This is a genomic window from Stenotrophomonas sp. NY11291, assembly GCF_023277365.1.
GTDB classification, from domain to species: Bacteria; Pseudomonadota; Gammaproteobacteria; order Xanthomonadales; family Xanthomonadaceae; genus Stenotrophomonas; species Stenotrophomonas geniculata.
This window is the reverse complement of record NZ_CP096975.1, coordinates 72,454-91,661: the sequence shown is the minus strand read 5'-3', so window position 1 is coordinate 91,661 and position 19,208 is coordinate 72,454. Positions and strand designations below refer to the sequence as shown.

General features: G+C 68.2%; 18 protein-coding genes. 7 read left to right on the top strand and 11 right to left on the bottom strand.

What is annotated here, in order from left to right; genetic code table 11:
• The first annotated feature begins 109 nt into the window (after positions 1-109).
• Both M1L61_RS00410 and M1L61_RS00405 read left to right on the top strand, forming a co-directional pair.
• Positions 110-1,132: a TIGR00266 family protein gene (locus tag M1L61_RS00410; RefSeq protein WP_248854171.1), complete on the top strand. Its 1,023-nt coding sequence runs from the start codon at positions 110-112 to the stop codon at positions 1,130-1,132.
• 145 nt (positions 1,133-1,277) lie between these two features.
• Entirely contained in the window at positions 1,278-2,270 is a 993-nt protein-coding gene (locus tag M1L61_RS00405; protein ID WP_019337382.1) for a patatin-like phospholipase family protein, read from the top strand.
• A 41-nt stretch (positions 2,271-2,311) separates the two neighbouring features.
• Here M1L61_RS00405 and M1L61_RS00400 read toward each other — a convergent pair whose 3' ends face one another.
• Both M1L61_RS00400 and M1L61_RS00395 read right to left on the bottom strand, forming a co-directional pair.
• Positions 2,312-4,309 carry a hypothetical protein gene (locus tag M1L61_RS00400; protein WP_019658834.1) on the bottom strand — a complete coding sequence of 666 codons (1,998 nt, stop codon included), beginning with the start codon at positions 4,307-4,309 and terminating at the stop codon, positions 2,312-2,314.
• Positions 4,310-4,394: 85 nt separating this feature from the next.
• Positions 4,395-4,877: an Lrp/AsnC family transcriptional regulator gene (locus tag M1L61_RS00395; protein WP_004153377.1), complete on the bottom strand. Its 483-nt coding sequence runs from the start codon at positions 4,875-4,877 to the stop codon at positions 4,395-4,397.
• Positions 4,878-5,002: 125 nt separating this feature from the next.
• On the opposite strand from M1L61_RS00395, the gene phhA reads away from it, so the two are divergent.
• Together phhA and M1L61_RS00385 are read left to right on the top strand one after the other, a co-directional pair.
• Positions 5,003-5,896, top strand: coding sequence for a phenylalanine 4-monooxygenase (gene phhA / locus M1L61_RS00390; protein WP_019658833.1), 894 nt, complete (start codon positions 5,003-5,005; stop codon positions 5,894-5,896).
• A complete protein-coding gene (locus tag M1L61_RS00385) occupies positions 5,865-6,257 on the top strand; it encodes a DUF4375 domain-containing protein (RefSeq protein ID WP_019337385.1) in 393 nt (130 codons plus the stop codon). The genes phhA and M1L61_RS00385 overlap by 32 nt, the downstream gene beginning before the upstream one ends.
• A gap of 55 nt (positions 6,258-6,312) precedes the next feature.
• On the opposite strand, the gene M1L61_RS00380 is transcribed toward M1L61_RS00385, so the two are convergent.
• The 9 genes from M1L61_RS00380 to M1L61_RS00340 all read right to left on the bottom strand — a co-directional run bounded on the left by M1L61_RS00380 (position 6,313) and on the right by M1L61_RS00340 (position 15,790).
• Complete coding sequence (locus M1L61_RS00380) at positions 6,313-7,413, bottom strand: GDSL-type esterase/lipase family protein (protein ID WP_019337386.1); 1,101 nt, start codon at positions 7,411-7,413, stop codon at positions 6,313-6,315.
• 101 nt (positions 7,414-7,514) lie between these two features.
• Complete coding sequence (gene kduD / locus M1L61_RS00375) at positions 7,515-8,270, bottom strand: 2-dehydro-3-deoxy-D-gluconate 5-dehydrogenase KduD (protein WP_005421125.1); 756 nt, start codon at positions 8,268-8,270, stop codon at positions 7,515-7,517.
• A gap of 71 nt (positions 8,271-8,341) precedes the next feature.
• Positions 8,342-9,190, bottom strand: coding sequence for a 5-dehydro-4-deoxy-D-glucuronate isomerase (gene kduI, locus M1L61_RS00370; protein WP_019337387.1), 849 nt, complete (start codon positions 9,188-9,190; stop codon positions 8,342-8,344).
• Between the two features lie 197 nt (positions 9,191-9,387).
• The gene (locus M1L61_RS00365; RefSeq protein WP_019337388.1) at positions 9,388-10,446 is read right to left on the bottom strand and encodes a LacI family DNA-binding transcriptional regulator; all 1,059 of its coding nucleotides are present in this window, start codon (positions 10,444-10,446) and stop codon (positions 9,388-9,390) included.
• A 39-nt stretch (positions 10,447-10,485) separates the two neighbouring features.
• The gene (locus tag M1L61_RS00360; protein ID WP_019337389.1) at positions 10,486-12,075 is read right to left on the bottom strand and encodes a family 43 glycosylhydrolase; all 1,590 of its coding nucleotides are present in this window, start codon (positions 12,073-12,075) and stop codon (positions 10,486-10,488) included.
• Positions 12,076-12,092: 17 nt separating this feature from the next.
• Positions 12,093-13,376, bottom strand: a complete 1,284-nt coding sequence (locus M1L61_RS00355) for a TRAP transporter large permease (RefSeq protein WP_248854170.1) — start codon at positions 13,374-13,376, stop codon at positions 12,093-12,095.
• Positions 13,377-13,379: 3 nt separating this feature from the next.
• Entirely contained in the window at positions 13,380-13,910 is a 531-nt protein-coding gene (locus tag M1L61_RS00350; RefSeq protein WP_019658831.1) for a TRAP transporter small permease, read from the bottom strand.
• 10 nt (positions 13,911-13,920) lie between these two features.
• Complete coding sequence (locus M1L61_RS00345; protein ID WP_019337391.1) at positions 13,921-14,922, bottom strand: TRAP transporter substrate-binding protein; 1,002 nt, start codon at positions 14,920-14,922, stop codon at positions 13,921-13,923.
• A 40-nt stretch (positions 14,923-14,962) separates the two neighbouring features.
• Positions 14,963-15,790 (bottom strand): hypothetical protein, encoded by an 828-nt coding sequence (locus tag M1L61_RS00340; protein ID WP_019337392.1) that lies wholly within the window; start codon positions 15,788-15,790, stop codon positions 14,963-14,965.
• A 174-nt stretch (positions 15,791-15,964) separates the two neighbouring features.
• On the opposite strand from M1L61_RS00340, the gene M1L61_RS00335 reads away from it, so the two are divergent.
• The 3 genes from M1L61_RS00335 to M1L61_RS00325 are packed head-to-tail and all read left to right on the top strand — an operon-like array spanning position 15,965 to position 19,197.
• Positions 15,965-16,939 (top strand): alpha/beta hydrolase, encoded by a 975-nt coding sequence (locus M1L61_RS00335; protein WP_049453892.1) that lies wholly within the window; start codon positions 15,965-15,967, stop codon positions 16,937-16,939.
• Positions 16,936-18,558 (top strand): carboxylesterase family protein, encoded by a 1,623-nt coding sequence (locus M1L61_RS00330; RefSeq protein WP_019337394.1) that lies wholly within the window; start codon positions 16,936-16,938, stop codon positions 18,556-18,558. Before M1L61_RS00335 ends, M1L61_RS00330 begins: the two co-directional genes overlap by 4 nt.
• A gap of 51 nt (positions 18,559-18,609) precedes the next feature.
• Entirely contained in the window at positions 18,610-19,197 is a 588-nt protein-coding gene (locus tag M1L61_RS00325) for a cysteine dioxygenase family protein (RefSeq protein ID WP_019337395.1), read from the top strand.
• The last annotated feature ends 11 nt before the right edge of the window (positions 19,198-19,208 follow it).

The following is a 19,208-nucleotide window of genomic DNA, read 5'->3' as shown; positions in this document are numbered from 1 at the left end:
TTGCAATACAGCACCTGCCCCGCAAATGCCTGCCGTTCATGGCCCCGTCGCCCCGGCCCCCCGCGTGCTCGCTAGACTCGCGGTTTACCAGCCCTGCGGAGCCGCCGCGATGACCCAGTGGTACTTCCATGCCTCCGCCCAGGCCGAGCGTATCGGCCCGCTTGATGACGAGGCCGCGCGCCGCTACGCCCAGGCCAACCCGCGCTCCCTGGCCTGGTGCCAGGGCATGAGCGGGTGGACCTCGATCGCCGAGGTGCCCGAACTGCAGTCGGCGGCCCCGGGCATGCCGAACACCCCGCCGCCGGTCCCCGCCGCTGCCAGCAGCCGCGCCGACGACATCGAGTTCCGCATCGTCGGCCATGAAATGCAGTTCGTGGAAATCGAGCTCGACCCCGGTGAGAGCGCCATTGCCGAGGCCGGCGCATTGATGTTCAAGGACGCCACCGTGCAGATGGATACGGTGTTCGGCGCCGCCAACGGCGACCAGGGCGGCGGCTTCATGGGCAAGGTGATGGCCGCCGGCAAGCGCGTGCTGACCGGCGAGAGCCTGTTTGCCACCGTCTACACCCAGAGCGGCCACGGCAAGGGCAAGGGCAAGGTCGCCTTCGCCGCCCCCTACCCCGGAACCGTACTGGCAATGAAGCTGGACCAGCATGGCGGCCGCCTGATCTGCCAGAAGGACAGCTTCCTGGCCGGCGCGCGCGGCGTGCAGATCGGCGTGCAGTTCCAGCGCAAGATCATGACCGGCCTGTTCGGTGGCGAAGGCTTCATCATGCAGAAGCTGGAGGGGGACGGCTGGGTGTTCATCCACGCCGGTGGCTGCGTGGTCGAGCGCGAGCTGGCCGCAGGTGAGCGACTGGACGTGGATACCGGCTGCGTGGTGGCCTACCACCCGACCGTGGACATGGACGTACGCCGGGTCACCGGCATCAAGAGCATGCTGTTCGGAGGCGAGGGCGTGTTCCTGGCCACGCTGACCGGCCCGGGCAAGGTCTGGCTGCAGTCGCTGCCGTTCTCGCGCCTGGCCGGGCGCATGTGGATGGCGGCGCCGCAGGGCGGCGGCCAGAGCCGCGGCGAAGGCTCGGTGCTGGGCGGCCTGGGCCGGATGCTGGACGGCGACAACCGGTTCTGAGCCCCTCGCCCGGGCGGTGCCGACCAAGGTCGGCACCGCCCGCGCTCCTTTTCCTGAATAGGCCACTCCCCCACCCTGCCCGCCCCGCCACCGCTTCGGTATGCTGGCGTCCTTTCCCGAATCCGGCGCCGCGAGCGCACTGCCGATGAGCCTGTTCCGCCCCCGCATGCTGCTGTCCGTCGCCCTGATCGGCCTGCTGGCCGGCTGCGGTGGCGACCCGGTCCGCCCCACGCCGCCGCCAGCACCGACCGTGGTGCCGCAGGCCAAGCCGGTGAAGATCGGTATCGCCCTCGGTGGTGGTGCAGCCAAGGGCTTCGCCCACATCGGCGTGATCAAGATGCTGGAAGCCAATGGCTTCGAACCGGCCGTGGTGTCCGGCACCAGTGCCGGCAGCGTGGTCGGCGCGCTGTATGCCAGCGGCATGGATGCCTTCCAGATGCAGAGCAAGGCAGTGGCGCTGGATGAAGCCAGCATCCGCGACGTGCGCCTGTTCTCCGGTGGCCTGGTGCAGGGCCAGAAGCTGCAGGACTACGTCAACGAGCAGGTCGCCAACCGCCCCGCCGAGCGCCTGAAGAAGCCGTTCGCCGCCGTCGCGACCCAGCTGGAAACAGGCGAGCGCGCGATCTTCGTGCGCGGCAACGTCGGCCAGGCCGTGCGCGCCTCCAGCAGCATTCCCGGCGTGTTCGAACCGGTGAAGATCGGTGGCCGCAACTACATCGATGGCGGCGTGGTCAGCCCGGTGCCGGTGGATGCCGCGCGCCAGCTCGGCGCCGACTTCGTGATCGCCGTGGACATCTCCAGCAAGGCCAGCGGCAAGGCGCCGACCGACATGCTGGGCATCGTCAACCAGTCCATCTCGATCATGGGCCAGCGCCTGGGCGAGCAGGAACTGGCACGCGCCGACATCGTCATCCGCCCGAAGGTGCTGGACATCGGCGCCGCCGATTTCAGCCAGCGTGGCACCGCGATCCTGGAGGGCGAAAAGGCCGCAATGGCCGCGATGCCGCAGATCCGCGCGAAGATCCAGCAGCTGCAGCGTGCACGCGCCGCGGCCGCCGCACCGGCACCCGTGGCCGCGCCGAAGTGCGAGGAAGCCTCGCGCCTGGGCAAGCTGATGGGCCGCAAGGACAAGTGCTGAGCTGAGCCGGCGTGTCGCTGCCAGACAGCGACGCGCGCGTTCTAGCGCGCAGGCCGGTAACCGCTGGCCTGCTGCCGCTCGCGCCTGCGCGCCTGACGGGCCTGCTCCTGCAGTGTCGCCGTGTGCTGCAGCTGTTCCATGCCATCGGCCGGCACATGCAGCTGGCGTCGCGCACGGGTGAGTGCCAGATAGACCGCGCGCACCGGGTTGTGCCAGATGCGCCCGCCCTGCCCCGCACTGAAGCAACCGGGTGACAGTGAGACCACGTCGAACTGCAGGTTCTTCGCGTGTTCGGCCAGGCACAGCGCCACCCGCCCTTCAGCAGGCGTGTCCTGGTCGTCGAGCGCCTGCAGCAGTGACTGCACCCGATCGGCAGACGCAAACAGTTCGACCAGCGCGCCCTGCCCTTCGTCGGCCTGCGTGGCCAGGAAGCGCTCCTGTGCCGGGTCCGAGGCGCTGTCGCGGCGCCGGCGCCACGCATCCAGCGGCCGCTGCAGCACGCTGCGCAGCGCGCGCAGCGATGCCGGATGCAGATAGGGCCGCAGCCCGAGCGCGTGCAGCTGTGCCGCATCCAGGGCCAGATCGGCGACGCTGCCATGGATGCGCAGGCCCTCGCTCGGCACCTGCGCCCAGTGGCGGTAATGCAGCACACCGGTGGCGCGGTCGGCGGCACCGACGAACGGCCCACTGTCCTGCCCCAGTCCATCCAGTGCCAGGGTCTGGTTGACCAGGCCCTCGACCTGGTTGCCCTGGCGCACCGACTGGTGCATTTCCAGCACCTTCGACGCGGCCCAGCGCGGCACCGTACCGGTCAGGCACTGGTGCGGATCCCCCAGGCTGACCACGCCAGGCGCATGGCCGGCCAGCAACTGCTTCCACGACGGGCTCAGGTCATGCGCCTCGTCCACCAGCAGCATGCCCATGTCCAGCGGCGGGGTAACGCCGCGCAGTGCCAACCACTTGCCGATGTGCGCCGGGCTGAGGCTCAGCAGCGTGCCCCGCTGCAGTTCGGCGTCGAACATGCAGCGCCAGACGTGCTCGGCGGCCGCCATGTACGGCGACACGTCGAGCATCGCGGCGGGCACCGACCGGTCGAAATGCTGGAACGCCAAGCCCGGTGCAGACGACGCGCACCAACGGTTGATGGCCTCGAACGCAGTCAGCAGCACCTGCTCCGGGCTGCGCCCACCGATGCCCTGCAGGCCGATGCGGCCGGCAATCTCACGCGGCGTGCGGGTGCTGCGCCGGTAGCTGGCAACGAAGCCACCGGTGTGGCCGCTGCGCGCGGCATGCTGCGCCACGCGGTTGGCGAACTCGATCTGGGTCAGCAGGCGCACCGCGGTGCTGGCCGGCACGCGGCTGCGGAAGGCTTCCACCTGCCCACGCGAGGGCGCCACGTAGGTGTAGCGGCCGGGCCGCGCCTCCATCAGCGCCAGCACCAGGTGGCCCTTGCCGGTGCCGGCATAGCCATCGAGGTCGATCAGCTCATCGGGGTTGGCGGCGATGGCGCGCAGCACGCGGGCCTGCTCGGAGGTGTACAGGCCATGGTGTTCGACCGCACGCGCGTCCTCGGCGGCCACGTCATCCTGCGTGAGCGCCTCGTCACTGGAAAAGGTGGCGGGAAAGCGGATCTCATGCTCGGTCAGGGTTTCCTGGCAGGCCTGCTGCAGGGCCAGGCCCGGATACTCCAATGGCGACTGCGCGATGACGTCCTGCAGGATCTGCGCCGGCGCCAGCAGCACGCCGTGGGCGGCCAATGCGGTCAGCCAGGCATCCAGCTCCGGCTGGCCTCCGCCACCGGGGCCGGCCAGCTGCGCGGCGGCGCCTTCGTTGCCGGCAAACAGCGCGCAGGCATCATGCAGCAGGCGTTCGATCTCGGCCGCTGGATGCAGGCGCGTCCGGCACAACTGCGCGGCCATCAGCCCGGCCTGCTCCACTGCCGTCTGCGGCGGCGTGCCGTGAGCGATGTAACGTGCCAGCGACTTGCGCTGCAGCGGCAGGAAGATGGTGGTGGGCACCGGGTGCTGGAGTTCGGACATGCGTGGAACCGGAAAGGAACGCTGCGGCGCGCGCAGGGCGGTGATGCTCGGCTACCCGCCCGGCCGCGTCAAATCGCCGCTGCGCTCATTCCAACTGCGACAACGGCAATGCCTGGAAACCCTTCACCGTGCGCAGCACGAAGCTGGAATTGGCGTCGGCCACGCCGCCGGCGTTGAGCAGGCGGTCCAGCAGGAAGTGCGAAAAGTGCTCCAGGTCGCGCACGTAGACGTGCAGCAGGTAGTCCATGTCGCCGGTCAGCGCATGGCAGGCCACCACCTCGTCCCAGCCCTGCACGCTGTCCACGAAGTGGCCGATGGCGGCCTGGTCGTGCTTTTCCAACTGCACGCGCACGAAGGCCTGCAGGCCCAGGCGCAGCTGCCGCGGCTCCAGCCGCGCGCCGTAGCCGACGATCACGCCCTCGCTTTCCAGCCGCTGCAGGCGGCGCAGGCAGGCCGAGGGCGACAGGTTCACCCGAGTCGCCAGCTCCGCGTTGGTGGCGCGCCCATCCCGCTGGATTTCAGCCAGCAGGCGTATATCCGTGCGATCAAACTGGACTTCTCCGGCCATTGCTGCTCCGCAACATGGTGACTGCGCAAGGATATTGCGCCAACAATGCCAATCGGCGCAACTTTTGCAACCCTGTTGCGCGCGCCCTGCCCTAGCATCGTGGCTATCCCTTCAAGGAGTGCCCCATGGACCTCGCCCAGCCCCGCCGCGTCGAACACCAGCAGACCGACAAGGGCTACGTGCCGGTGTACACCACCGCGCTCGTCGAGCAGCCGTGGGACACCTACAGCGCCGACGACCACGCCACCTGGAGCACGCTGTACCAGCGCCAGCGCGAGCTGCTGGTCGGCCGTGCCTGCCAGGAATTCCTGGACGCGCAGGACGAGATGGGCATGAACGCGCACATGATTCCGCGCTTCGACCAGCTCAACGAAGTGCTGGGCGCGGCCACCGGCTGGACCCTGGTCGGCGTCGAAGGCCTGCTGCCGGAACTGGATTTCTTCGACCACCTGGCCAACCGCCGCTTTCCCGTGACCTGGTGGATCCGTCGCCCGGACCAGATCGACTACATCGCCGAGCCGGACCTGTTCCACGACCTGTTCGGCCACGTGCCGCTGCTGATGAACCCGGTGTTCGCCGACTACATGGAGGCCTATGGCCGTGGCGGCGTCAAAGCCCACGCGATCGGCCCGGACGCGCTGCAGAACCTCACCCGCCTGTACTGGTACACGGTGGAGTTCGGCCTGATCGACACGCCCGACGGCCTGCGCATCTACGGTGCCGGCATCGTGTCGTCCAAGGGCGAGTCGCTGTACTCGCTGGAATCGGCCGCACCCAACCGCATCGGTTTCGACCTGCAGCGGATCATGCGAACGAAGTACCGCATCGACACCTTCCAGAAGACCTACTTCGTCATCGACAGCTTTGAACAGCTGATGCAGGCGACGTCGCCGGACTTCACCCCAATCTACGCGGCACTGGCCGACCAGGCGCACCTGCCTGCCGGTGACGTGCAGGCTGACGATCACGTGTTCCAGGCCGGCACGGGTGAAGGCTGGGCGGACGGCGGCGACGTGTGATGCGCTGTCCGACGAAGACCAGCAGCTGGTGGCGCTGTGGCGCATGGAGGCCGACATCAACAACGGCGGCTTCATGCAGTTCCTGTGCAACTGGGGCGACCCGACCTGCCAGCTGGCGTTACGTGCGCTGCAGGCGATGGGCGCGGCGAAGACCCACGCGATCCTGGCCGGCATGCGCGGGCTGGTCGACCGGCTGGAAGATGACCCGGCGGTCAAGCAACTGACCGACCTGTACGGCGCGATGACCGAACAGGAGCAGGAGGCGCTGCACGCCTTCGACGAAGCCTATTTCGAGCGACCGGAAGACCTGGCCAGGTTGGGGCTGAAGCACTTCGGCCCGGAGCCTGTCGAACGACGATGACCATGCACGCCGGCGCTGTTCTGTAAAGCCGAGCCCATGCTCGGCTACGTTTCAATCAGCGCGGGTACACCAGCAGCACCACCAGATCCTCCTCACCCACCTGCTGCAGCGCATGGTGGCTGCCCTTGCGGGTCAGCAGCGCGTGCCCGGCGTGCACGTCGTACTGCCTGCCATCCAGCACATAACTGCCCTGCCCACTGACGATGTAATAGATCTCGTCCTTGTGCTGCGGATGCAGGCCGATGCCCGCGCCTTTGTGCAGCACACGCTTGCGCAGCACGAACGGCAGCCCTTCGGCATCGGCGAAGAACGGATACGCCGTGGTCGGGCCGGCACCGCCGTGCGGGCCTGCTTGCGTGCGCACAACACTGTCTTCGTGCACCACCTGCGAGGGCAGGGCTGGGTCGCTACCCTGCCCTTCCGCCACCACGTCGCAGTCGATATCCCGCACCAGCGCCGGCTGCAGCGCGGGTAGCAGCGGCACCGCCTCGCGCAATACCAGGCAGGCCACCGCATGTGCGCCGGCCACGCTGAAATGGGTGCCGTCGGCCTTGTTCTGTTCGGGCACGAACAGGAAGTAGGGTCGCGCGCCCTCCTCACCCAGCGCGCGGACCCAGCGCATGCTGCGGTCATTCAGATCAATCAGCGCAATCTGCTCGCGCGCGGCCAACGCCTTCATCGACTGCGTGTAGCGGCCATGCGTATCCAGCAGTGAACCGAAGTCGTACAGCAGCCGCGCCACCGGCGTGACCAGCACCGGCGTGGCGCCCTTTGCGCGGGCCACCTGTACGTAACGCATCAGCAGGCGTGGGTAGTCGCTGTCCGGATCGGTGTAGCGCGTGCGGTCTTCGAACTTCGCATCGTTGTGGCCGAACTGGATCAGCAGCACGTCGCCTTGGCGCAGCTCGGCGGCGATGGCCTCCAGGCGCCCTTCCTCGATGAAACTGCGCGTGCTGCGCCCGCCCTTGGCGTGGTTGTGCACCTCCAAGCGCGCCGGGTCCAGGTAGCTCTGCAGCGCCTGGCCCCAGCCGGCCTGCGGCGCGCGCTCGGGGCCGTATGCGGCCGCAGTGGAGTCACCGGCAATGAATACCCGCACGGGCGCCGCCTGCGCGGTGGTGCACGACAGCAGCAACAACAAAGGCAACAGGGTGCGCATGTCCGGTCTCCGGTAGTGCCGGCCGCTGCCCGGCAACCTCATGAACGGCGGAAGCATTGCCAGGACGCCGGCCAGCGGCCGGCACTACCGCGGATCACGCGTCAGCGCGCCAGCCAGCCACCATCGACCGGCAGCACGGCGCCGTTGATGTAATCCGACGCCGACGAGGCCAGGAACACCGCCGCACCGGCCAGGTCATCCGGCGTGCCCCAGCGACCGGCCGGGATGCGCTCCAGGATCGCCTTGTTGCGCGCTTCGTCGGCGCGCAGCTGGGCGGTGTTGTCGGTCGCCATGTAGCCCGGGGCGATGGCATTGATGTTGATGCCCTTGCCCGCCCACTCGTTGGCCAGCAGCCGGGTGATGCCGGCGATGCCGCTCTTGCTGGCGGTGTACGACGGCACGCGGATACCGCCCTGGAAGGACAGCATCGAAGCGATGTTGATGATCTTGCCGTGGCCCTGTTCGATGAAGTGGCGGCCGGCGGCCTGCGAAATGAAGAACGCGGACTTGAGATTGACGTTCATCACGTCGTCCCAGTCCTGCTCGCTGAAGTCCACCGCATCGGCGCGGCGGATCAGGCCGGCGTTGTTGACCAGGATGTCCAACCCGCCCAGGCCTTCGATGGTCTCGCGGACCACGCGCGCCACCGGCTCGATGCTGATCAGGTTGGCTTCGATGGCCAGGCAGCGGCGGCCCAGCGCGGTGATCTTTTCGATGGTATCGGTGGGCGGGGCGATGCCGGCCACGGCGACGTCGGCACCAGCGGCGGCCAGTGCCACGGCGATGCCCTGGCCCAGACCGGTATTGCCACCGGTTACCAGAGCGACCTTGCCTTCCAGGCTGAAGGGATTAGCCATTGCGTATGCGTTCCTTGATAGAGACGAGCGGTGTCGACGGCCGGCACACGGTGCGCGGCGGCCAGGCGGGCTTACTTGAGCTGGCAGATGTCCAGCACGTGCATGTCGGTGTAGTCCAGGTTCTCGCCACCCATCGCCCAGATGAAGGCGTAGTTGCTGGTGCCGGCGCCCATGTGGATCGACCACGGCGGCGACACTACCGCTTCGTTGTTCTGGATCACGATGTGACGCTGCGCGGCCGGCTCGCCCATGAAGTGGTAGACGCGGTCGCTGTCACCCAGGTCGAAGTAGAAGTAGACCTCGCTGCGACGGTCGTGCAGGTGCGGCGGCATGGTGTTCCACACGCTGCCCGGCTTGAGCACGGTCAGGCCCAGCAGCAGCTGCGAGGACTGGCAGGTGGCCGGCACGATGTACTGGTAGATGGTGCGCTCGTTGCTGGTTTCCAGCGCGCCGCGGTCCAGTGCAACGGCGTCCTTGATGGACAGCTGCCTGGTTTCGAAGCGGGCATGGGCCGGGGTCGAGGCCAGATAGAACTGGGCGGGGTTGGCGGCGTCCTGCGAGGCGAACACGACCTCCTTGCTGCCCATGGCCACGTACAGACCGTCCTTCGGACCCAGCGTGTAGCCGGTGCCATCCACGGTGACCGTACCAGTGCCGCTGCCGACGTTGATCACGCCCAGTTCCCGGCGCTCCAGGAACGGGTGGCCTGCGGCCGAAGCGGGTTCGGTCTGGGTCGGCAGCGCAAGCGGTGCGTCCACCGGGGCGGCGCCACCAATCACGAAGCGCTCGTAGTGGGTGTACTTGAGGGTCACCGCACCGGCGTTGAACAGGCCATCGAGCAGGTACAGGTCACGCAGCTGGTCGTTGCTGGCACCGTGGATGGCATCGGGATGGGTGGCGTAATGGGTCTTGCTGTACATGGCGTCTCCAGAGCGGGGGGCGGGCCGACGGGTCGGCCCCGGCGCGGTTCACGGTCGATTCTAGCCAGACAGGAAACCGGTGTCATTTTGCGTCGCACGATGCCGGGATGGCCCGGGCAGGGCGCGGTGGATCGGGTGGATGGGGCAGGGGCGTGTCACGACCAGAGGTCGTGACCTGCAGGATTGATCCTTGGGGATCAATCCTCCGGCGGCTGGCAGGAATCGCGGACGATCAGGTGCGGCCGCACGCTGGCAATGGGCAGCGCGGCCTGGCCTTCGGGCTGGATCAGCATCGCCGCGGCGGTGCGTCCGGTATCGCGCGTGTGCCGGCGCACCGAGGTCAGCGAGGGCCACAGGCGCGAGGCAAGCGGGCTGTCGTCATAGCCGACAATGGACAGCTGGCGCGGAATGTTGATGCCCGCGCGCAGCGCCACCTTGTAGATACCGGCGGCCATTTCATCGTTGCCGGTGAAGATGGCGGTCGGGCGGCGCTTGCCCAGCAGCAGTTTCTCGGCAGCGGCGACACCGGATTCGAAGGTGTAGCCGGCCTCGATGATGCGGTCCTTCGGCAGCTCGATACCGCGTTGCGACAGTGCGTCGATGAAGCCGGCGGTACGTTCATGGGCCGAACGGTAGGCGCTGGGACCGGTCACCAGGGCAATGTCACGGTGGCCGAGCGAGAGCAGGTAGTCGGCGGCTTCGGCCGCACCATCGCGGTCATGGGTAACCACCATCTGCGAGCTTTCGTCCAGCGGCAGCGCTGCCACGCGGGTAAACCGGCAGCCGATCTCATCGAGCATGTCCGCCAGCGCCTGGTCTTCCGAGGCACGCGGCACTAGGATGACGCCGTGCAGCTTCTGCTGCTGCACGAAGCGACGCACGCCTTCGATGTAGCCGGGGCTGCGGCTGTCACAGGGATGCACCACCAGCTCGAAACTGGATCCACGCAATGCATCCAGCGCGCCGTACTGCATGTCCACGATGTACTGCGCGGTGGGGTTGTCGTAGACCATGCCGATCAGGAAGGAGCGGCGGAACGCCAGCCCGCGGGCCAGTGGATCGGGCGTGTAGCCCACTTCACGCATCAACGCTTCCACCTTGTCGCGCGTGTCCTTGCGCACCAGTGGCGAGTTGTTGATGATTCTTGAAACCGTTTTCTTGGATACACCCGACAGTCGCGCGATGTCGTTGATGGTGGCTGCCTTGCCCTTCGCCAATGCCGGCGTAGCGGCATCGTTCTTGTTGCGCACTGACATGTTTTGAACCCGGTAAGTCTGGGGATTCCGGCTCCGCGCTCAGTCCAGCGCGCGGTAGCGGAAGTTGCGGAAGGTTACCGCACCGTCGCCGGCCGCATACAGCGCCGGCTTCAACGCCAGGAACCTGCCCGCGACATTGTGATGGTAACCGGACACTTCCATCTGAACCGGATACTTCTGCCAAGTGTGCCCGTCGGTGCTGGAGTGGAAGGTGACGATGTGGCGGTTGTTGGTCACCCGCAACCACAGCCGGCCGCCGCGGCCCGGGGCCGGTCGGGCAGGGCGCTCCTCGCCGTAGCGATGCATGATGAACGACTCGCCGTTGCTGCCCACGCCCGCGTACAGCCGGTCGCTGTAGAACAGCAGCGCGCCGCCCACGGCACCGGGGGCGATCTCCATCTCCACCTCGAACTGATAGGCCCGGTCGCCGGCGATGGTGGTCAGCGGCGAGGCGTCGCGCGGCGTGCTGCCCTTGCCCTGCAGGACAAGGCCGTTGCCACTGAAACCCAGCCGGCGGTACTCATCCTGCGCCGGGTTGAAGAACGCCCACTGCGGGCCAAGCGTGCTGCCGCGGAAATCATCCGACAGCGCCATGCCATGCGGCGACAGCGCCTGTCCGGCCGGCTTGCGCAGTGGCTGACCAAGGTCTCCGCCCGTGGCCCGGAACCAGCCGTCAGCGGTCCATTCGATCGGTTCGAGCAGGGCCTGCCGACCCAGCGTCCAGAAGCCGTTCTCGTACCCGTGGTACATCATCCACCAGCGTCCATCGGTCCCTTCGATCACCGTCGCGTGGCCGCGTGACCACCAGGGCTCGGCCGCCGACTGCGTGCGCGTGATCGGGTTGTTGGGCGCGTTCTCCCATGGTCCGTGGATCGAACGCGAGCGCGCGGTGATCACCATGTGCCCGGTCGGCGGACCGGCGGTGCCGCCCACTGCCGTGGTCATGTAGTACCAGCCGTCGCGGACGTGGATCTTCGGGCCTTCCTGCGCGTAGGCCTCAACGTCCCAGTCCTGCGGGTAGCGCCAGCCGTCATAGACGTGTTTCGGCGTGCCGACCACGCTCAACCCGTCGTCGGCCAGCTGCACGTAATCACCGCCACTGAGGAACAGGTAGCGCTTGCCGTCTTCACCCACTGCATGGCCGGGATCGATGTAGCCACCCAGGCCGATGTCGATCGGCGCGCTCCACGGGCCCTTGATGTCATCGGCCCAGACCACGAAGTTGCTGCGGCGCTCGCCGGTGCGGGCCGGGAAGTAGATGAAGTAGCGCCCCCGATGCTTGACGATGTCCGGCGCCCAGATCGCCCCCACGTTGCGGGTGACCGCATGTCCCAGCGGCTGCCAGTTCACCAGGTCGCGCGAGTGCCAGATCGGGAGCCCGGGGTAGGCGTCGAACGACGACAGCGTGAGGTAGTAATCGTCCCCGTCCTTGAGCACCGAGGGATCCGGATGGTCACCGGCCAGCACCGGATTGAGGAACGTGCCATCGCCCCGGTCCGCCTGGCGCTGGTGTTCCAGCCCCCGCGCCCACTGCGCCGGGGCGCGCGCGGGCTCCGCCGCGGGTGCAGGCCGTGCCGGCAGCAACAGCACGAGCAGAGTGATGGTGGCGGCGATACACAGTGCACGCATGGCAGTCTCCTTGTGGCTCAGCCGCGCAGCGCGGCGGGCAGCCACAACGACAGTGAGGGGAAGAAGGCCACGACCAGCAGCACGGCGAGCGCGGCGAACCAGAACGGCCAGATCGTGCGCATGCTCTGGCCCACGCTGATCTTGCCGATGGCCGTGCCGATGAACAGCACCGAGCCCACCGGGGGCGTGACCAGACCCAGGCCACCGGTGAGCACCAGCACCAGGCCGAAGTGGATCGGATCGATGCCGTAGGCGCGGGCCACCGGCAGGAAGATCGGCGTGCAGATCAGGATCATCGGCGCCAGGTCCATGAAGGTGCCCAGCAGCAGCAGCATCACCACGATCATCAGCAGCACCATGAACTGGCTGTGCGCGAACGACTGCAGGAACTCGACGGCGGCCGCGGGCACCTGCAGGTAGGCCAGCAGCCAGCCAAACACGGCGGCGGTGGCGATCACGAACAGGATCACGCCCGTGCTGCGCGCCGCGTGGATGACGGTGTCGAAGAACTCGCGCCAGCGCAGTTGCCGGTACAGCACGGTGGTCACCAGCAAGGCGTAGACCACGGCGATGGCTGCGCTTTCCACTGCGGTGAAGATGCCGGCACGGATACCGATGAAGATCAGCGCGACCAGGCCCAGGCCGGGCAGGGCGGAGACGATGCGCAGGGCCACGGCGCGCCAGCCGGGAAAGACCTCCACGCCATAGCCGCGGCGGCGCGCCACCGCATAGCCGGTGACCATCAGCGCCAACGTCATCAGCAGCGCGGGGACAATGCCGGCGGCGAACAGATCGGCGATGGACAGGCCCCCACCGGCAGCGGCCGAGAACAGGATCAGGTTGTGCGACGGCGGCACCAGCAGCGCCACCAGCGCGGCGGTGATGCTGACGTTGACGGCGAAATCGCGGTCGTAGCCGCGCTTGACCATCTGCGGGATCATCGTGCCGCCGACCGCCGAAACTTCGGCAATGGCCGAGCCGGACACGCCGCCGAAGAACAGCGAGGACAGGATCGAGACCTGGCCGAGGCCACCGCGCAAGCGCCCCACCAGCGACGAGGCCAAGGCGATCAGGCGCTCGGAGATGCCGCCGCGCATCATGATCTCGCCCGCGAAGATGAACAACGGAATGGCGATCAGCGAGGCCGAGCCGGTACCGGCCGAGATCTGCTGCACCAGCACGATGCTGGGGATATCCAGGTAGAGCAGGGTGGCCAGCGCGGCAGCGGCCAGCGCGTAGGCCACCGGCACGCCGAGCAGCAGCAGCACGGCAAACACGGAGAACAGGATGGTGATACCCATGGATCAACGATCTCCTTCAGCGTCTTCGGCGCCGGTGGCGCGGGCCTGCAGCGCGTTCCACGCACGGTTCAGCGCGAACAGCAGCATCAGCCCGCCGCCCACCGCCAGTGGCAGGTAGTTGATGCTCTGCGGCAGATCGGCGCCGGCGGTCTTGATGTCCAGGCCGTCGAGCAGCAGATCACCCGACCAGAAGGCGATGAAGCCTCCCAGCACCGCCACCACCAGCTGCACCAGCACGTCCACCGCACGGCGCAGGCCGGGGCCCAGGTAGGCATGCAGCAGGAAGAAGCCGAAGTGGCGGTTGGTGTGCACACCGCAGGCGGCACCCAGGCTCATCGCCGTGGCCAGCAGCAGCAGCGTGACCGGCTCAGTCCAGCTGGGCGAATCGTTGATCACGTAGCGCGCGAACACCTGCCAGCCCTGCACCACCACCAGCCCCAGCAGGGCAGCAACGGCGCCGTAGATGGCGATGTCGGCGATGCGGTCCAGCAGGCGCTGGCCAGGCCCGGTGGCGGGCGTCGTCGTCTCGATCATGGCAGTGTCCTCAGGCGGCGCGGATGCGGTCGACCAGCGCGGCGATCTCCGGCTGCTGCAGGTACTGCTGCAGCAGCGGCTGGGCGGCGGTGCGGAAGGCGGGCATGTCCACCTCGTTGGCTTTCACCCCATAGGCCAGCACGGCGCGGCGTGCGGCGTCCTCCGACGCATCCCACTGCTCGCGCATCACCTTCACCGACGCGCGCGCGATCTGCAGCAGCAGCTGGCGGTCGTCAGGCGACAGGCGTTCGAAACTGGCACGCGACATCAGCAACACATCCGGCGCGTACGAATGGTCGCTCTGCGACCAGTAGTGCGCCGCTTCGAAGTGGCGGCTGGAATGGAAGCTGCGCATGTTGTTCTCGGCGCCGTCGATCATGTGGGTTTCCATCCCGGAGAACGTGTCGCCCAGCGACATCGGCGTCGGGTTGGCGCCGAGCAGGCGCATCAGCTGGATGAAGATGTCCGATGAGGCGACGCGCAGCTTCAGGCCGTGCAGGTCCTTGGGCGAAACGATGGGGTGCTTGGTGTTGTAGAAGCAGCGTGCACCGGAATCGTAGATCGCCAGGCCGACCAGGCCGCGGCCCTGGAAGCCGCGCAGCACGGCTTCGGCCACGCCGTCATCCAACGCGGCACGCTGGTGCGCCACCGACGTGAACACGTAGGGCAGGCACAGCGCCTGGGTCAGCGGAAAGGCATTGTTCAGCGCACCGGCATACACGCGGGTGATATCGATGGCACCGAAGCGCGCCATGTCGATCGCCTCGGATTCGCGGCCCAGCTGGCCGGAGTGGTACTGGCGCAGGCGCAGGCGACCGTTGGTTTCGCGCTGCAGCGTTTCGCCGATCCACTTCACCGCGGTGACGGTAGGGTAGTCGGCCACATGCACGTCGGTGGCGGTCAACAGCGCGCCACCGGCCATATCGCCGCCCGGCCCGCGGCCACAGGCGGCGAGCATCGGGGTGGCCAGGGCAGCAGCGCCCCCGGCCAGGAAGTTACGTCGTGTGATCATCTGCGCCCTCCCGCGCGTGTTCACCAGGGCAGCCCCGCGGTCATCCCGCGGGCACGGCCCGGCAGGCAATGTCACCGAAGCCGGCAAAGCGCACCAGCGCCGTTTGTCCTGCCTCGATATCGTGGATGCCGGTGGCATTGCCGGTGGCGATCAGGTCGCCCTTGCGCAGCGGCCGGCCACGCAGGGCCGAACGGGACAGCGCAAAGGCATATGCCGCGCGCAGGCCACCGGGCAGGCGGGTGGCGCCACCGGTGCCGACCACCTCACCTTCGATCAGTGTCTCGGCACGCAGCGAGTTTTCGTCGCGTGCGGTCCAGTCGACGATCTCCGGGCCCAGCACCAGGCCGTTGTTGTTGCCAAAGTCGGACACCACCACGCGCGGACCAAGTTCGTTGATGGTGGCCAGCGGGCTGCTGGCCACTTCCACGCCGATATAGAGGCGCGCAGGCAGCGCTTCGGCCTGTTCCGGGGACCAGTCCAGCTGTCCGGCCGGCGCGTCCTCCAACAGCTCCAGCACGTACTCTGCTTCGACTGCGCCGAAGCCCCCGACGAAGACCGGGATGTCGGTTGTTCCACCGGTATCATTCCAGAGCTGACGTTTGAAGATCGGCCCCAGCAGGCGCTCATCGCCGGAGCCGTCGCGGCGCTCGGCAGCGATGTAACCCACCTTCCAGCCGACCACTGTATCGCTCCACAGGCCAATGGCCTGGTCCTGCACGTGGTAGGCAGCCACCAGATCGACGGGGATCTCTCCGGGGAACGCGGGCAGGGCCTTGCCTGCGCGGCGTGCATCGGTGAAGGCGCGGGCGATGGCGGCTGCACCGTCCGGCGCCGGCCTCTGCCCCTGTGTGCCGTGTTCGTTGCTCAAGAACGGTCTCCCTCTGCGTTGTTGCACTGCCCATCGACAGCGTCTGCAGGAGGTGTATATGGTAAACCGGTGTCATCACGCAAGCCGCAGCGCATCACACCCGCTTCCGGGGCGCCTGCGGCACGCTGCCCACCCTTCGCTGGAGCCCGGTCCGCCATGCGTCTGCCCCCTCTTGTGCTGTTCCTGTGCGTTCTGTTGACGCTTGCCCCGGCACGTGCCAGCGACGTCCCGCTGCGCGACGGCCAGCGGCTTGCCGGGGAGGTGGCGGGCGAACGCCTGCCGCTGTGGCCGGACGGCCAGGTACCTGGCCAGAGCGCTCCGGCGCGGAAGGCGCGGGTGGTTGAGCGCAGCCCCGATCCGGCCCATCCGGACCGGTTCGTGGACGGGATCGATGCGCCATACATGATCGTGCACGCGCCGCCACGTCCGAACGGGCAGGCGGTGCTGGTCATTCCGGGCGGCGGCTACCAGCGGGTGGTAATCGACAAGGAGGGCAGCGCGCTGGTGCCGGACTGGGTGCAGCGGGCAGGCTTCACCCTGTTCGTGCTTCGCTACCGCCTGCCGCAGCCGGGCAGGGACCGCCAGGCGGCGCTGGCCGATGCCCAGCGTGCGCTGCGGGTCGTGCGCGACCAGGCCGCGCGCCGCGGCCTGGAGGCGGACAATGTGGCGGTCATGGGCTTTTCCGCCGGCGGCCACGTGGCTGCGCGGCTGGCCACCGGCTTCGATGCGCCGGTCTATCCCGCACGCGATGCGATCGATCAGCTGAGCGCGCGCCCGGCACGGGCGGTGCTGGTCTACCCGGTCATCGACATGGGCGCGCATGCGCACAGTGGTTCGCGCGGGCGATTGCTGGGCGAGCGCCCTGACCCCGCATTGGCGACGCAGTACTCGGTGCAGGAGCACGTGCATGCGGACATGCCGCCGACGATGCTGATCCATGCCAACGACGATCGCGTGGTCAGCGTGCACAACAGCGAGGTGATGGCGCAGGCGCTGGCCAGGGCGGGTGTCGAGCACGAACTGCATGTGTTCGCCCATGGCGGCCACGGCTTCGGCATGCGCCTGCAGCCCGGCTCCACCCTGTCGCAGTGGCCAGCGCTGGCGCAGGCATGGCTGACAGCAGGAAAGGATGCGGAGGGCAGCCGATGACGAGAGCACCCGACGATCTGCAGCGCCGCCGTTTCCTGCGCGACAGCGCGCGCTGGGCGCTGGCCACGGCCACGCTGGTGGCACTGCCGGCAGCCGCGATGCCCGGTGCACGCGACGAACGCCTGCCGATCGTCCGCGTGCGCGGGGGGCGCCTGCGCGGCCAGCATGAACAAGGCGTGCTGGTATTCCGCGGCGTGCGCTACGGCGCCGATACCGGCACCCATCGCTTCCAGCCACCACGCCGGGAAGCGGCATGGAACGGGATCGCCGATGCACTGGACTATGGCGCGGCCGCACCGCAGGGCGGCGCGGAAGGCCCCGGCAGCGAAGACTGCCTGTTCCTCAACGTCTGGACCCCCGCACTGGGGGATGGCGGCCGCCGCCCGGTGCTGGTCTACATACACGGGGGTGGGTTCAACAACGGCTCCGGCAGCGATCCGCTGTACGACGGCAGTGCGCTGTGCCGCCGCGGCGATGTGGTGGTGGTGACCCTCAATCATCGGCTGAACACCTTCGGTTACCTGTACCTGGGCGCACTTGGCGACGCACGCTACGCCGCGTCGGGGAATGTCGGCCAGCTCGACCTGGTACAGGCGCTGCAGTGGGTGCGCGAGCACGCGGCGATCTTCGGCGGTGACGCTGGAAACATCACCGTGTTCGGCCAGTCCGGGGGCGGCGCCAAGATCGCCACGCTGATGGCGATGCCGGCGGCACGCGGCCTGTTCCAGCGCGCGTGGACGATGAGCGGGCAGCAGGTCACCGCGGCCGGCCCGCGTGCCGCCGCGCAGCGCGCTGCCATCGCAATGGAGGCAGTGGGTGCAAAGGACCTGTCTGCCCTGCTGCGGCTCCCGGCCACGGATCTGCTTGCAGCCACCCGTGCCCGCGATCCATCGCGGGTGGAAAGCACGTCGCTGTACTTCGGGCCGGTACTGGACGAAGTCTCCCTCCCGGTGCATCCGTTCTGGCCGCAGGCGCCGCGGCAGTCGGCCAGCATTCCGATGGTCATCGGCAATACGCGCGACGAGACCCGTGCCTTCCTCGGCAACGATCCGGCCAACTTCACCTTGACCTGGGAGACGCTGCCGGCACAGCTGCAACGCCAGCAGTTCGTGGATCTGCTGCCGCAGACGGTGATCGCCGAGTACCGGCGCCTGTACCCGCATTACACGCCTTCGGAGGTGTTCTTCGCGGCCACTACCGCAGGACGTTCCTGGCGCGGCGCAGTGGAGGAGCTGGAAGCGCGTGCGCGCCAGCCCAGCGGGGCCGCGCCCACCTGGGCCTACCAGCTGGACTGGGGCTCACCGGTGGAGCAAGGCCGGCTGCGCGCCTTCCACACGCTCGACATCCCGCTGGTGTTCGACAACGCCGGCCTGCCCGGCGCACGCACCGGTGGCGGCGCGGACGCGCATACGCTGGCGGCGACAATGAGCGACGCACTGATCGCCTTCGCGCGCAACGGCGACCCCAATCATCGCGGAATGCCGCAATGGCCCCCCTACGCGCTGCCCCGGCGGCAGACCATGCTGTTTGATCGCCAGAGCGGCGTGGTGGACGATCCTCGTGCCGGCGAACGTGCGCTGTACGCGAAAGTACCGTTCGTGCAGCGCGGCACGCAGTGATGACACCGCGGTGCAAACATTCTGTTAACCCCTCTCGGCTAGAGTCGGGGCATGGGAACGATGTCCTTGCCACCGTCATTCACCGGCCGGGAGCGGCTGTTCGCTGCGATCGATGCCGCGGTGATGCTGGGCACGCCGGAGGCCATCACCGGTGCGCTGCAGCAGGTGCTGCGCGAGGCCATCGTCGATCCGTCCATCCAGCTGCCCCCCTGCGTGCGGCGCCCGGTCGAAGGGCATTACGCACGCCGTGAACTGCACCGCAGCCCGACCTTGGGCTACAGCGTCATCGCCATGTGCTGGGGCCCGGGCCAGGGCACGCCGCTGCACGACCACGATGCGATGTGGTGCGTGGAAGGCGTCTGGCAGGGCGAACTCATCGTCACTCCCTATGCGCTGATTGAACAGGATGGCGAACGTCATCGCTTTGCCGCCCAGCCCACGCTGTACGGCCACCGCGGTAGTGCCGGCAGCCTGATTCCGCCGCACGAGTACCACACGCTGTGCAACGCCAGCGAAGCGGACGTGGCCGTGTCGCTGCATGTCTACGAGGGCGTGATGGAACGCAGCGCGGTGTTCGAGCCGTTGGATGATGGCTGGTACCAGCGCCGGATGAAACGGCTGGAGACCGAGGCGTCCTGACCCACGCCGGA